This window comes from Pelomonas dachongensis, from assembly GCF_043555865.1.
GTDB classification, from domain to species: domain Bacteria; phylum Pseudomonadota; class Gammaproteobacteria; order Burkholderiales; family Burkholderiaceae_C; genus Pelomonas; species Pelomonas dachongensis.
Window position 1 is genome coordinate 39,443 of the sequence record NZ_JBIGHY010000015.1, and the last position, 14,235, is coordinate 53,677.

Annotated in this window: 11 protein-coding genes; 5 read left to right on the plus strand and 6 right to left on the minus strand. The window is 65.7% G+C overall.

The window, feature by feature from the left end; genetic code table 11:
* Positions 1-327: 327 nt before the first annotated feature.
* The 5 genes from ACG02S_RS24400 (at position 328) to ACG02S_RS24420 (ending at position 8,166) form a co-directional block, all read left to right on the plus strand.
* Complete coding sequence (locus tag ACG02S_RS24400; protein ID WP_394473103.1) at positions 328-1,335, plus strand: NAD-dependent epimerase; 1,008 nt, start codon at positions 328-330, stop codon at positions 1,333-1,335.
* 62 nt (positions 1,336-1,397) lie between these two features.
* Complete coding sequence (locus ACG02S_RS24405) at positions 1,398-2,744, plus strand: UDP-glucose dehydrogenase family protein (protein ID WP_394473104.1); 1,347 nt, start codon at positions 1,398-1,400, stop codon at positions 2,742-2,744.
* 42 nt (positions 2,745-2,786) lie between these two features.
* Positions 2,787-3,890, plus strand: coding sequence for a nucleotidyltransferase family protein (locus tag ACG02S_RS24410; protein ID WP_394473105.1), 1,104 nt, complete (start codon positions 2,787-2,789; stop codon positions 3,888-3,890).
* Between the two features lie 929 nt (positions 3,891-4,819).
* On the plus strand, positions 4,820-5,338 hold the full coding sequence (locus tag ACG02S_RS24415) for a PEP-CTERM sorting domain-containing protein (RefSeq protein ID WP_394473106.1): 519 nt from the start codon (positions 4,820-4,822) through the stop codon (positions 5,336-5,338).
* A gap of 32 nt (positions 5,339-5,370) precedes the next feature.
* Complete coding sequence (locus ACG02S_RS24420; protein WP_394473107.1) at positions 5,371-8,166, plus strand: endo-1,4-beta-xylanase; 2,796 nt, start codon at positions 5,371-5,373, stop codon at positions 8,164-8,166.
* Positions 8,167-8,381: 215 nt separating this feature from the next.
* Here the strand turns inward: ACG02S_RS24420 and rfbC are convergent, their stop codons facing one another.
* From rfbC to galE, 6 genes are read right to left on the minus strand one after another with little or no spacing between them, the layout of a single operon-like run.
* Complete coding sequence (gene rfbC, locus ACG02S_RS24425) at positions 8,382-8,933, minus strand: dTDP-4-dehydrorhamnose 3,5-epimerase (protein WP_394473131.1); 552 nt, start codon at positions 8,931-8,933, stop codon at positions 8,382-8,384.
* A gap of 8 nt (positions 8,934-8,941) precedes the next feature.
* On the minus strand, positions 8,942-9,826 hold the full coding sequence (gene rfbA / locus ACG02S_RS24430) for a glucose-1-phosphate thymidylyltransferase RfbA (protein WP_394473108.1): 885 nt from the start codon (positions 9,824-9,826) through the stop codon (positions 8,942-8,944).
* Positions 9,827-9,834: 8 nt separating this feature from the next.
* Positions 9,835-10,716: a dTDP-4-dehydrorhamnose reductase gene (rfbD, locus tag ACG02S_RS24435; RefSeq protein WP_394473109.1), complete on the minus strand. Its 882-nt coding sequence runs from the start codon at positions 10,714-10,716 to the stop codon at positions 9,835-9,837.
* Positions 10,713-11,777: a dTDP-glucose 4,6-dehydratase gene (gene rfbB, locus ACG02S_RS24440; protein WP_394473110.1), complete on the minus strand. Its 1,065-nt coding sequence runs from the start codon at positions 11,775-11,777 to the stop codon at positions 10,713-10,715. Before rfbB ends, rfbD begins: the two co-directional genes overlap by 4 nt.
* Position 11,778: 1 nt before the next feature.
* Positions 11,779-13,212, minus strand: coding sequence for a mannose-1-phosphate guanylyltransferase/mannose-6-phosphate isomerase (locus tag ACG02S_RS24445; RefSeq protein ID WP_394473111.1), 1,434 nt, complete (start codon positions 13,210-13,212; stop codon positions 11,779-11,781).
* On the minus strand, positions 13,209-14,228 hold the full coding sequence (gene galE / locus ACG02S_RS24450) for a UDP-glucose 4-epimerase GalE (RefSeq protein WP_394473112.1): 1,020 nt from the start codon (positions 14,226-14,228) through the stop codon (positions 13,209-13,211). The genes ACG02S_RS24445 and galE overlap by 4 nt, the downstream gene beginning before the upstream one ends.
* Positions 14,229-14,235: the final 7 nt, after the last annotated feature.

Here is a 14,235-nt window from a genome sequence, read left to right on the forward strand (position 1 = left end):
GAGGCAAGTTGCCATGGCGAGGAGGGCCGGACGCGAGACGTTGAGCAGGTTTTTCATGGTGATGGAGCACGGGACTGCAATGTGCGCCAACTAGGCGACGCGGGCTGGGGCTGCCCCCATGCGCTCAATGTAGGCGTTTGGATTCGCTGCGTGGCTGGGTAACAAAATGCGTACGTGAAGGCGATCACAGCATCGGTGCTGGTTACATCGGCACACGACGCGTGTCGGTGGCCGTTTGGCGGGTATTACTTGACTCGGTGGGAGATGGCTCCAGCACGCATGTAGGAGAATGCGCGGCCCGTTTCGGGGCTGCATGGGGATTTCAACGTGAAGGTTCTAGTCACCGGCGCCGCCGGCTTTATTGGCATGCACGTCAGCCAGATTCTGCTGGCGCGTGGAGACCAGGTGGTCGGTCTGGACAACCTGAACGACTACTACTCGCCGCAGTTGAAGCATGACCGGCTGGCGCGTCTGACGCCCAAGCCTGGCTTCAGCTTCGTGAAGATGGACGTGGCGGACCGCGAAGGCATGGCCAAGCTGTTTGCCGAGGAGCGCTTTGACCGCGTCGTGCACCTGGCGGCGCAGGCCGGTGTGCGCTACTCCATCGAGAACCCGCACGCCTACATCGACAGCAACATCGTCGGCTTCACCAACATCCTGGAAGGCTGCCGGCACAACGGCGTTCAGCACCTGGCCTACGCGTCCAGCTCCAGCGTCTACGGTGGCAACACGCAGATGCCGTTTTCCGAGCATCACAGCGTCGACCATCCCATCAGCCTGTACGCGGCCACCAAGAAGGCCAATGAGCTGATGGCGCACACGTACTCGCACCTTTTTGGGTTGCCCACCACGGGCCTGCGTTTCTTCACGGTGTACGGGCCGTGGGGCCGCCCCGACATGGCGCTGTTCCTGTTCACCAAGGCGATCATCGAAGGCCGCCCGATCAACGTGTTCAATCACGGCAAGATGATCCGGGACTTCACCTTCGTCGACGACATCGCGGAGGGCGTCGTGCGCGTGCTGGACCGCACGGCGACAGCCGACCCGACTTACGACCCGGCGACCGCCGACCCGGCTCGCTCCAGCGCGCCGTACCGCGTGTTCAACATTGGCAACCACGCGCCCATCCAGCTGATGAGCTTCATCGAGGCCATCGAGCAGGCTGTGGGCCAGGAGGCGGTGAAGAACTTCATGCCGTTGCAGGACGGCGACGTGCCGGCCACGCATGCCGATGTGGAAGAGCTCGCCGCGTGGACGGACTTCCGCCCGGCCATGCCGGTGCCCGAGGGCATTCAGCGCTTCGTCGCCTGGTACCGGGACTACTACAAGGTCTGATCACAGTCCTGTCATGCACCGCCACTACAACGTCAGGGTCAGCCTGATGGCGGGGAGCATGAATGAAGGTGACTGCAATCGGTGCGGGGTACGTTGGCCTGGTGACGGGCGCATGCCTCGCGGAGATGGGCAACCATGTCGTGTGCCTGGACGTGGACGAGGACAAGATCCGCATCCTCAACAGCGGTGACATCCCCATTCACGAGCCCGGACTGCTGGAGATCGTCCAGCGCAACGTGAAGGCAGGGCGCCTGCAGTTCACGAGCGACGCAGCCCATGCCGTGCAGCACGGCACGCTGCTGTTCGTCGGCGTCGGCACGCCGCCGGGCTCGGACGGCTCGGCAGATCTGCGGCACGTGGTGGCCGCCGCTCGCTCCATCGGCCGCGTGATGACGGACTACAAGGTAGTCGTGGACAAGAGCACCGTGCCTGTCGGGACTGCCGACGCTGTCCGTGCCGCCATCCGCGAGGAACTGGACGCTCGCGGTCTGCCGGACATGCCCTATGCCGTGGTCTCAAACCCGGAGTTTCTGAAGGAGGGCGCGGCGGTCGAGGACTTCATGAAGCCCGACCGCATCATCATCGGCGCCGACGACGAACAGGCGACGCTGCTGATGCGGGCGCTCTACGCGCCGTTCAACCGCACGCAGGACCGCATGCAGATCATGGACGTGCGCAGCGCTGAGTTCACGAAGTACGCGGCCAACGCGATGCTCGCCACGCGCATCAGCTTCATGAATGAGCTGGCTTTGCTGGCTGAGAAGGTGGGCGCCGACATCGAACTGGTGCGCCGCGGCATCGGCTCCGACCCGCGCATCGGCTACCAGTTCCTGTACGCCGGGGCGGGCTACGGCGGCTCCTGCTTCCCCAAGGACGTGAAGGCGCTGGTGCGCACCGCGGCCGACAACGGCATCTCGCTGAAGGTGTTGTCGGCGGTGGAGGCCGCCAACGAGCGGCAAAAGCGCGTGCTGGTCGACAAGGTGGTCGAGCGCTTCGGCGAGGACCTGCGGGGCCGCCGCTTCGCGATGTGGGGCCTCGCGTTCAAGCCGGACACGGACGACATGCGCGAGGCGCCGTCTCTGGTCATCATCGACGAGCTGACCCGGCGCGGCGCGACCGTGGCGGCCTACGACCCCGTGGCCCTGGCCGAGGCGGCACGCGTGCTGGGTCCGCGCGACGATGTGACGCTGGTGAAGCGCGCCGAGGTGGCGCTGCAGGGTGCGGATGCGCTGCTGATCGTGACCGAGTGGAAGGAGTTCCGCACGCCGGACTTCGATGCGATCAAGGCGGTGCTGAAGGCGCCGGTGGTGCTGGATGGACGCAACCTGTACGAGCCCAAGCTGATGAAGGCGCTGGGCATCGACTACCGCGGCATCGGTCGCAGGTGCTTGTCCACTGTGCCGGCGTAAGTCTTGCTTGCCATCTCGCGTGAATGACTGAGGAAGTAAGAGATGGCGAAAGCAATGATCCTGGCCGCCGGCCAGGGCACCCGGGTCCGCCCGTTGACCAAGCACACGCCGAAGCCCATGGTGCCGATCCTGGGCAAGCCGGTGATGGAGTACCTGATCGAGCATCTGGCGCGCTACGACGTGCGCCAGATCATGGTCAACGTCGCGTTCATGCACTGGAAGATCGAGAACTACTTCGGCGCCGGTCAGCGCTGGGGCGTCGAGCTGGGGTACTCGTACGAAGGTGTGCGGGAGCAGGGAGAGGTCGTGTGCAAACCGGTAGGTTCGGCAGGCGGCATGCGCAAGATCCAGGATTTCGGTAAATTTTTCGACGAGACCTTCATCGTGCTGTGCGGCGATGCCGTCATCGACCTCGACATCGAAGCGGCGCTTGCCGAGCACAAGGCGAAGGGCGCGATCGCCAGCGTCATCACGCTCGATGTGCCGCGGGAGCAGACCAAGAACTACGGCATCGTGGTCGCGGATCACGATGGCCGGGTTACCTCCTTCCAGGAGAAGCCCAGTCCGGATCAGGCCAAGAGCACCCTCGCTTCCACCGGCATCTACATCTTTGAACCTGCTGTGCTCGATCTGATCCCGCCGGGCGTCGAGTTCGACATCGGCAGCCAGCTGTTCCCGTTGCTGGTCGAGAAGGGCCTGCCGTTCTTCGCCCAGAACCGCCCGTTCAACTGGATCGACATCGGGCGTGTCACGGACTACTGGTCCGTCACCCAGCAGGTGATGACGGGCGGCTTCGCTCAGATGGACATGCCGGGGCGCGAGGTCCGCCCGCAGGTGCGCGTCGGCCTGAACACCTCGGTCGACTGGGACAAGGTGCACATCGAGGGGCCGGTCTACATCGGCTCCAACGTGCGCATCGAACCTGGTGCGCGCGTGATCGGTCCGACTTGGATCGGCCACGGTTCGCACGTACGCAGCGGCGCCACTGTCGAGCGCTCGGTCCTCATCGAGCACACGCGCATCGGCGAGGGCATGACCGTGCACGAGATGATCATCTCGCCGCAGTACTGTGTCGACCGGTCCGGTCACACGACCTATGTGGGCGACGAGATCACTCCTTTGCGCTGGGGCGACGCCCGGGCCTGAAGCGAAGTTGAGACGGCCGCGTGTCGCGGCCGCCAAGCTCTTTGCGTGAGCATTTAGCGGCGGCCGCGAGCGCTGCTGCATGTGCCTGTGATTGCCGATGGCACGCAGGCCAGGAACCAAGCAGCGACATCTAGAAAGCCCCCGCCTGCGCGGCACAGCATCCCTGCGCGTTTTGTCGGTACGGCGCCATCGAAGTGGATGCCCGACAAGCAGCATGGCTGGGCTGCACTCACCCGCGCCAACACTGCATCACTGCAGGCTGGCCGTTACGTCGACAGCATCGCCTCAACGGGCTGACGCGTTTCCGATGTGGAGAGGGAAGGCTGAAAGTTGTAAATTTCCAGAGTGAGTGATAGCGCAATCAGAAGGTGCTGATTGCCTCTGCGCCCTCATTCATAGGTGAATTGACCCATCCGAGCGAACAATGATTGGTCGGAGGGTGCCGTTACGACTGTAAAGGCGCCCTATGGGTAGTGCCCCCTATGGACTGGCGCTGTGAGCTTGTTACTGTTGAATGTATGCGCTACCAAAAAATGGTAGTGAAAAACATAACCAGGAGACAAAGCACCATGAAGCTCCCTCGCTTCTGGCCGCGCCATGGCGGGCCGTTGTTGCAAGTTTCAGCACTGAGGCCGGCGGCAGCGCGAGCTCGGCCTGGCGTGCCGGCCATGTCGCTCGACGCCCCCTGCGCCCGTACCGACAAGAACTTGGCCGCCGCCCAGCCCGATGCGGCCAGTTGGATGGCCTCCGTCGTCGGGGCCGCTCGACAGCTGGGTGAGTCCCCGCTGCTCGGGCGGCGGCCACACATCCGCTGAACCCTGCGCGCCAGCGCAGCTGCCCGGTATCTCCATGGGCAGACCGAGGCGCTGGCAGGCCGGACAGCCTCCCGATTCTGATTTGCAGTCCAACCCGTCCGTCATGAGGAACCTATGAAACGCTTGATCTTTGCTTTGGTGACCTTGTTCTCGTTGTGCCTGGCCTCGGTGGCGGCGCGTGCCGACATCGTGACCTTGACCCTGACGAATCCTGTCCAGGATCTTTCGCCCGCCGGAGGCGTCTTGCAATTCGAGGCCACGGTCTTTGCCCCGGTGACCAATCTGGACAGCGTGTATCTGAACGGTGACGCCTACAACGTCGCCGACGCGCTGACGCTGGACGACACGGGCTTCTTCGTGGACTTCCCGCTCGCGCTGGCGCCCGGAGAGAGTTTCACCGGCGTGCTGTTCAAGTTGGCCGTGCCCGCTGGCATGGCGACCGGCATCTATGCCAACACGTTCTCGATCCTGGGTGGTGGCCTGGGCGCTCAGGACACCCTGGCGACGGTTGACTTCACCGTCAACGTGGTGCCGGAGCCGTCGACCCTGTGGCTGCTGGCAACCGGCTGCCTCGCTGGACTCGTCCGTGTCAGAAGGAACCGCGGCCCGCAGGCACGCCAGGTGGCTGCTTGAGCGCTGAGGAATAACAAGGCCCTCGGTGAAGCGTGGTCCGCAGTCACCGACGGCCCCAACAAGATGGAGACAAGATGAATTGCATGAAATTCCTACTCGGCGGCTATCGAGCCGTTGCCATGGTCACGCTGCTCTCCGTAGGCGGCGGGGCTTTGGCGCAGGGCACCGTGGCGATCGTCACGACCGCGACTCGAACCAAGCTGGGCGACGGCAGTTACCAGTCGACGGTGTCCCTCACCAACAACGGCACGGCGGCGGCCCAGAACGTTGTCGTGTCGGCCGCGACGTTGGGCAGCGCTGCGGGTTCACCGCTGCCGAAGTCCATCGGCACCATTGCGGCGCGCAGCGCGGTGTCGGCCGTGTTCACTTTCCCTGCCAGCGCAGGGTCATCCGGCGCGGCGGTGGTTGAACGCTACAGCGGCTCCTACAACGGCGGCACGTTCGGGGGATCGCTGCGCGTGGTGCTGCCGGCGACGGCCGAGGTGTCCGGTCAGTTGAACAGTCTGATCACCCAGGCCCAGGCTTTGGCGGCGGGCAACGCGGAGTTCCCGGTCCAGGTCAGCAGCGCCGGCAACGGATCCGACGTGAACAAGGCCTGGCCGTGGGTCACCGCCGCCGAGTTCAAAGCGCTCGACGATGCCGTCAAGTCTGCGCGCAGTGCGCTGATTCAGTGGAATGCGCAGGCCATTGCGAACCTTCAAGCCTCCATGGCGGCCTTCAAGGCGCAGATCAAGTCGGACGGCTCAGATCCTTATTTCCGTCTGGACCCGGGTCCGGGTCGGACGCCGGTGACCGTCACCTCGCCCACCAATGTGTGGAGCGCGCGCACGCCGCTGGACAACCGTGTGCCGGCCGACTTCGACGGCAGCACCTTCCGGATGGTTCCGTACCCTTTTGCGGATGCACAGGGCCAGGCGCCCGTGCTGCTCATCGACTACTTCTACCGCGGCGCAACCACGTTCGGCGGCGTCAGCATGCAGTCGCCGCTGTCCCCATCCGTCAATGTGCCGACGGGCGCGACGGTGGAATTTGACGTGTACTACCCGAAGAGCGCCCAAGGCAAGTTGATGCGCTGGCGACTCACCAATCGCAGCACCACCATTGACAGCTACCTGCGCGGATACGACTACACCAACCTCAATCCGTCCTGGGTCGGCAGCTACAACGGCGAAACCTGGCTGAAGACTCACGTCAGCGTCAATGTGCCCCAGACGGGCGCTTCCTCGACCTTCGTTCTCGAATTGCACGGCGAGAACGGTCGGCCTGCGGAAAGCACCTCGCTCATGGTGCAGAACCTCAAGATCACCCAACCCGACCCCAACACGGCCGCGTTGCCCAATGTCGTCAATGCGCAGAACCAGAGTGTGGTCGCGCCGCTGAAGGGGCTCTACAACACCGCCAACGGCCTGTTCATGATGGGCGCGATCGGCACCGGTCCCGTCACGGGAACGCGGGCACGGCACTACGAGATCTTCGTCGATGGCAACAACCTGAAGGCCGACGGCACACACCCGCGCGGACCGAACTGGCTGACCAGCGTGTCGGGGGCGGCGCTGACCGGCGCCACGACCACCCCGGGTGTGGGTGAATACAACTTCCCGGACAACGCGTACCTGGGAATCCGCGACTCCGGAACGCCCGGCCAATACAAGATGCATGGCCACGTGATGGCTTGGTACAACCAGGCGCCCGGGTGGATGACCCAGATCACGCCTGCCACGCTGACGTCCGGGTACAACGGCACGCCGTACTTCTACGGTTTGGGCAATGGGGTCTCACGGCAGACGCAGGTGAGCAAGGAGATGGCCCGGCGGGTGCAGTTCAACCACATCACCTATGTGATGCGGCACTTCCTGACCACGTCGACGAAGTACGGCTCCAGCGCGGCGCGTGGCGTCATTCCCTTCTCGACCTGGGACATCCTGAACGAGGAGGTCCACGAAAGCCGCCACAGCGTCAACATCCCGCAGGACCCGAACAGCTGGAGGAGCAGCCTCAAGCACACCAACTGGCTGGCGGCGATGTCGGACGACCTGATTGGCGGCGACCTCAAGGAGCACTACGTCTACCTGCTGTTCAAGTACGCCCATATCGCGGCTCCCAATGCCCAGATGGCCGCAGCGTTCAAGGCCAACTACGCCTCGCTTCCCGGCTACATGAAGCTCGATGGGCATGACGACAGCGGCAGCATCGATGCCTACGTCACGAGCAACCCCACCAAGGTGGTCTACAACGACTACGGCTTCACCGCTCGGAGCAAGGCGAGAACCGTCTACAACATGGTTCGCGCGCTGAACACCGCGTGGCTGACAGATCCGCTGTACGACGGACGGCCTCTGATCGAGATCATTGGCAATCAGGCGCACGATGCGGTGGGCCGCACCCAGGCCAGCGACACCCAGTACTCCACGGCGCTGTTCGCCAAGCTCGTGGACGACCGCCTGCTGTCCGGCATCGACTTCTCGGAGTTCGACCTGCAGATGCCGACCAGCGCGCCCGGTGGCGGCGCGACCGCTCCCGCGGCGCTCAACATCCGGCAGTCCGACGCCCTCGGGTATCAGTACGCGCTGATGTACAAGATGTTCACCAAGTTCGCGCCGTACATCCATCATGTGCTGAGCTGGGGTGTGGCCGGCTCAGGATGGCAGGGGAGCTATGTGCTGTTCGACGGCAACAGCAATGCCAATGCGGGCTACTACGGAACGATGAACCCGAACCGATACATCCTTGGCCATTCCTACCTGGACGATTACTTCGCCGGTGAGAACGACAAGCTCAAGAGCGGCTATCGAATCGACCTTGGGGATCTCGGCTTCTACACCCGCTGACGCCACCGCTGACCCCGCGGGGTCTTGAAGAACGCCGGCCGCCTGCGAAAGCAACGGCCGGCGTTCTGTCGTCCGGGCACCGCGGACGCGGCCCCCGGCGCTCACTGCTGCGGCGCTTGAGGCACCTACAGGCCGAGGCGGCAGGACGTAGTGCGAACCGTCCCGTCAGCAGGACCGTCGCGAGCAACTCATGGCTGAGCGGTGCTCAGCTGTGGTCAGTCAAACGTTCGGGCCGCCTTCAACAACGGAGCGTTCACGTCTTTCGGCGAGAGCTGCGGCGTGATGCCGTCCAGCGGCCATTGGATGCCGATGGCCGGATCGTCCCAGCGCACGGAACCCTCGCACTCCGGCGCGTAGCGGCCGCTGGTCTTGTAGAGGAAGTCGGCCGTCTCGCTGAGCACGACGAAGCCGTGCGCAAAGCCCGGCGGAATCCACAGCTGTCGGTGGTTCTCGGCCGTCAGCTCCACGCCGACCCATTTGCCGAAGTTGGGGCTGGACGCGCGCATGTCCACGGCCACGTCGAAGACGCTGCCGGCGACGCAGCGCACCAGCTTGCCCTGCGCGTGAGGATGGAGCTGGTAGTGCAGGCCGCGCAGCACGCCGCGGGACGAGCGGGAGTGGTTGTCCTGCACGAAGTGGACCTGCTGCCCCAGTGCCTCATTGAAACGGGTCTCGTTCCAGCTCTCGGTGAAGAAGCCCCGGGCGTCGCCGAAGACCTTGGGCTCGACGATCAGGACCTCTGGCAAAGCGGTAGGGGTGACCTGCAGCAGGCTCATCAGAACGCTTTCTCGACCAGCAGCTTCTGCAGGTACTGGCCGTAGCCGTTCTTGGCCAGGGGCTTGGCCAGCGCTTCGAGCTGCGCAGCGTTGATCCAGCCGGAGCGGAAGGCGATCTCTTCCGGGCAGGCGACCTTCAAGCCCTGGCGCTTTTCCAGCGTGGCGATGAACTGGCCGGCTTCCATCAGGCTGTCGTGTGTGCCGGTGTCCAGCCACGCATAGCCGCGCCCCATGATCTCGACATTGAGCTGGCCGCGCTTGAGGTACTCGGCGTTGACGTCGGTGATCTCCAGCTCGCCACGCGGGCTGGGCTTGATGTTGGCGGCGATGTCGCAGACCTGCTCGTCGTAGAAGTACAGGCCGGTGACCGCGTAGTTGCTCTTCGGGGCCTTGGGCTTTTCTTCGATGGACAGCGCGCGCTTGTCGGCATCGAAGTCGACGACGCCGTAGCGCTCGGGATCGTGCACGTGGTACGCGAACACGCTGGCCCCGGCGGTGCGGCTCGTCGCGCTGCTGAGCAGACCGGCGAAGTCGTGGCCGTAGTAGATGTTGTCGCCCAGCACCAGCGCGCTGGGGTGGCCGTCGACGAAGTCGCGGCCCAGGATGAAGGCCTGGGCCAGGCCATCGGGGGAGGGCTGCACGCAGTAGCTGATGTTCAGACCCCAGCGGGCGCCGTCGCCCAGCAGTGCCTCGAAACGCGGCGTGTCCTGCGGCGTGCTGATGATCAGGATGTCGCGGATGCCCGCCAGCATCAGCGTGCTGAGCGGGTAATAGATCATGGGCTTGTCGTAGACCGGCAGCAGTTGCTTGCTGATGGCCAGCGTGGCCGGATGCAGCCGCGTGCCGGACCCGCCAGCGAGGATGATGCCTTTGCGATTGGTCATGAATGGCCTCAGAGGATTTCAGTGAGCATGCGTTCCACGCCTTGCTGCCAGTGCGGCAGGCGCAGGCCAAAGCGCTGCTGCAGCTTGGCCGTGGACAGGCGCGAGTTCAGCGGGCGTTGGGCGGGCGTCGCGTAGTCGCTGGTCGGGATCGGCAGGATCTGGTCCGGCGCGACCTTGATGGGCTTGCCTTGCCGGCGTGCGAACTCGATGACGAAGCGGGCGTAGTCGTGCCAGTTCGTCTCGCCACCGGCCACCGCGTGGTAAGTGCCGCTCAGCGCCGGATTGGCACGCGTGGCACGCAGCATGTGGGTGGTCAGGTCCGCCAGCAAGTCAGCGCCGGTCGGCGCGCCGATCTGGTCGGCGATGACCTTGAGCTGCTCGCGTTCGGCTGCCAGTCGCAGCATGGTCTTGGCGAAGTTGCCGCCGCGTGCGGCATAGACCCAGCTGGTGCGCAGGATCAGGTGCTGGCAGCCGCTGGCACGGATGGCATCCTCCCCTTCGGCCTTGGTGGCGCCGTAGACGCTCAGCGGCGCAATGGGGGCCTCTTCGTCACGCGGCTGATCGCCGCTGCCGTCGAACACGTAGTCGGTCGAGTAGTGCACCAGCAGCGCGCCCAGGCGCTGGGCCTCGATGGCCAGCAGCGCAGGTGTGGTGGCGTTGATCTGGCGGGCGAGATCAGGCTCGCTCTCGGCCTTGTCGACGGCGGTGTGGGCTGCCGAATTGACGATGACCTGAGGAGCCAGCGCCTGCACGCGGGCCAGCAGTTGGTCGGGCTGGGTGAAGTCGCCGCCGTCGTCGAAATCCAGCGCCGTGACCTCACCGGCCACGGCCAGCGAGCGTTGCAGTTCCCAGCCGACCTGGCCGCCCTTGCCGAGAAGAAGGATCTTCATGCCGCCGCCGTGTACTGCTGGCTGATCCAGTCGCGGTAGGCGCCGCTCTGCACGCGAGCAACCCACTCGGGGTTGTCGAGGTACCACTGCACCGTCTTGCGGATGCCGGTCTCGAAGGTCTCGGCCGGGCGCCAGCCCAGCTCGCGCTCGATCTTGCGTGCGTCGATGGCGTAGCGGCGGTCGTGGCCGGGACGGTCCTTCACGTAGGTGATGAGGCGCTCGTAGGGGCCGGCCGGGTCGGGGCGCATTCCGTCAAGCAACTTGCAGACGATCTTGACGATGTCGATGTTGGCCTGCTCGTTCCAGCCGCCGATGTTGTAGGTCTCGCCCAGCTTGCCGCCTGCCAACACCGCGCGGATGCCGCTGCAGTGGTCGGTCACGTAGAGCCAGTCGCGGATCTGCTGGCCATCGCCGTAGACGGGCAGCGGCTTGCCTGCCAGCGCGTTGACGATCATCAGCGGGATCAGCTTCTCGGGGAAGTGATAGGGGCCGTAGTTGTTCGAGCAGTTGGTCGTGACGACCGGCAGCCCGTAGGTGTGGTGCCAGGAGCGCACCAGATGGTCGCTGGCGGCCTTGCTGGCGGAGTACGGGCTGTTGGGCTCGTAGGGGTTGGTCTCGGCGAAGGGCGGGTCCGTGGGCTTCAGTGAGCCGTAGACCTCGTCGGTTGACACGTGGTGAAAGCGAAAGCCCGCCTTGGCCTCGCCGTCGAGCGCGCCCCAGTAAGCGCGGGCAGCTTCGAGCAGCGTGAACGTGCCGTCGACGTTGGTCCTCATGAACGCGCCGGGGCCGCTGATGGAGCGGTCCACATGGCTCTCGGCCGCGAAGTGCACGATGGCGCGCGGCTGGTGCGTGATCAGCAGCTGATCCACCAGTGCGCGGTCGCAGATGTCGCCCTTGACGAAGGTGTGGCGGGCGTCGCCATCCAGCGACGCCAGATTCTCCGGGTTGCCGGCGTAGGTCAGCGCGTCGAGGTTGACGACGGGCTCGTCGGACTGGCGCAGCCAGTCGAGCACGAAGTTGCTGCCGATGAAGCCGGCGCCGCCGGTGACGAGGATGGTCATGTCAGGCCCTGCCGTAGGTATCTTCGAAGCGGACGATGTCGTCCTCGCCCAGGTAGGAGCCGGACTGGACCTCGATGATTTCCAGCGGCACCTTGCCGGGGTTGGCCAGGCGGTGGGTCTGGCCCAGCGGGATGTAGGTCGACTGGTTCTCGCTCAGCAGGATGGTCTTGTCGCCGTTGACGATCTCGGCGGTGCCGCTGACGACGATCCAGTGTTCGGCGCGGTGGTGGTGCATCTGCAGGCTCAACGAGGCACCAGGCTTGACCATGATGCGCTTGACCTGGTGGCGCGGGCCGTTGTCGATGCTGTCGTACCAGCCCCAGGGACGGTGGACCTTGCGGTGCAGCGCGTGCTCGCCGCGCTGCTCGGCGCCCAGGCGGTTGACGATCTGCTTGACCTCCTGGCTGCGCGCACGGTCGCTGACCAGCACGGCATCGGCGGTCTCGACGACCACGATGTCCTTCAGGCCCACGACGCCCACCAGGCGGCTGGTGGCGTGCACCAGCGTGTTCTGGCTGTCGGCGATCAGTGCGTCACCGACGAAGGCGTTGCCGGCTTCGTCCTTCTCGGCGACCTGCCACACGGCTTCCCAGGCGCCGAGGTCGTTCCAGCCGGCGTCCAGCGCGACCATGCGCAGCGGGATGTCGGTGCCGGGGCAGCGTTCCATGACCGCATAGTCCACGGATTCGCTGGGCACGGCGGCGAACTCGGCCTTGCCCGGCCGCACGAACTTGTCGTCGGTCTTGCGCACGGCCCAGGCCGCCCGTGTCGCTTCGGCGATGTCGGGGCGGAAGCGCTCCAGGGCCTTCATCCAGACGCTGGCGCGCAGCACGAACATGCCGCTGTTCCAGAAGTAGCCGCCCGCGGCGAGGTACTTCTCGGCGGTGGCGAGGTCGGGCTTTTCGACGAACTGCGCCACGGCCAGGCCGCCTGCGTCGGCTGTTGTGCGAACGTAGCCGTAGCCCGTCTCCGGACGGTCGGGCGTGATGCCCAGCAGCGCGATGGCGCCTTCGGAGGCGATCTGGATGGCCTCCTGCAGCGCTGCAGTGAACGCGGCCGGCTGCGTGACCGTCTGGTCGGCGGGCGTGACGACGAGCACCGGGTCCTGGCCGCCTTCGAGAGCCGCCAGCGCAGCCAGCGTCAACGCGGGCGCGGTGTTGCGGCCGGTGGGCTCCAGCAGCACGCTGCTGGGTGTCTGGCGGATCTCGCGCAGCTGGTCCAGCACCAGGAAGCGATGCTCATCGTTGCCGACGATGCAAGGCGCGCCCAGCTCGATGCCGGGCGCGGCGAGCGCCGCCAGACGCTTGGCTGCGAGTTGGAACAGGCTCTCGTTGCCCGAGAGCACGAGGAACTGCTTGGGATAGCCGGCGCGCGACAGCGGCCACAGCCGGGTGCCGGAACCGCCGGCCATGATGACGGGCAGGACTTGGGTCATGTATTGAATCCCTGGGGGTTGAGTTGTTGCCAGCGCCAGCTGTCCTGGCACATGCGGTCCAGATCGAGCTTGGCCTGCCAGCCCAGCGTGTCGCGCGCCTGGGCCGGGTCGGCCCAGCAGGCGGCGATGTCGCCGGGGCGGCGAGGTGCGACCTCATACGGCACGCTGCGGCCGCTGGCGGCTTCGTAGGCGCGGACCAGGTCCAGCACGCTGTAGCCGCGACCGGTGCCGAGATTGACGGTGAGCGAGCCGCTATTGTCCAGCAGCCAGCGCAGCGCGGCCGCATGGCCCTCGGCGAGGTCGGTCACATGGATGTAGTCACGCACGCCAGTGCCGTCGGGTGTCGGGTAGTCGTCGCCGAACACGGACAGCCGTTCGCGCCGGCCCACGGCGACCTGGGCGACATACGGCATCAGGTTGTTGGGCGTGCCGCGCGGGTCCTCGCCGATGCGACCGCTCTCGTGGGCGCCCACCGGGTTGAAGTAGCGCAGGCAGGCGGTCTGCCACGCCGGGTCGGCCACGCCGACGTCGCGCAGGATCTGCTCGCCCATCAGCTTGGTCGCACCGTAGGGGTTGGTGGCCGATGTCGGCGCGTCCTCGCGCAGCGGCAGCTGCTCGGGCGCACCGTAGACGGTCGCGCTGGAGCTGAACACGATGCGGGTGCAGCCGTGGCGCTGCATGGCTTCGCAAGTGTTGACCAGGCCGCCAATGTTGTTGCGGTAGTACGCCAGCGGCTGGCTGACCGACTCGCCCACGGCCTTGAAGGCCGCGAAGTGCACGACGGCACCGGGGCGGTAGCGGTCGAAGATCTCATCGAGCGCCGCGCCGTCGCAGACGTCGGCCTTCTCGAACTCGATGGGCGCCGCGGCCAGTTCGGCCAGCCGCTCCAGCACCCGCGGAGAGCTGTTGGAGAAGTTGTCCACGCCCACCACGCGGTAGCCGGCCTGTTGCAGGGCCAGCCAGGTGTGGGAGGCGATGTAGCCGGCTGCACCGGTCAGCAGGACGGTCGTGGTCATAGGATCG

Bases quoted from the DNA above. Each gene is read 5' to 3' on its own strand.
- ACG02S_RS24405 (WP_394473104.1), top strand. From the start codon at position 1,398: ATGAAGGTGACTGCAATCGGTGCGGGGTACGTTGGCCTGGTGACGGGC.
- ACG02S_RS24410 (WP_394473105.1), top strand. From the start codon at position 2,787: ATGGCGAAAGCAATGATCCTGGCCGCCGGCCAGGGCACCCGGGTCCGC.
- ACG02S_RS24415 (WP_394473106.1), top strand. From the start codon at position 4,820: ATGAAACGCTTGATCTTTGCTTTGGTGACCTTGTTCTCGTTGTGCCTG.
- rfbA (WP_394473108.1), bottom strand. From the start codon at position 9,826: ATGACCAATCGCAAAGGCATCATCCTCGCTGGCGGGTCCGGCACGCGG.
- rfbD (WP_394473109.1), bottom strand. From the start codon at position 10,716: ATGAAGATCCTTCTTCTCGGCAAGGGCGGCCAGGTCGGCTGGGAACTG.
- rfbB (WP_394473110.1), bottom strand. From the start codon at position 11,777: ATGACCATCCTCGTCACCGGCGGCGCCGGCTTCATCGGCAGCAACTTC.
- ACG02S_RS24445 (WP_394473111.1), bottom strand. From the start codon at position 13,212: ATGACCCAAGTCCTGCCCGTCATCATGGCCGGCGGTTCCGGCACCCGG.
- galE (WP_394473112.1), bottom strand. From the start codon at position 14,228: ATGACCACGACCGTCCTGCTGACCGGTGCAGCCGGCTACATCGCCTCC.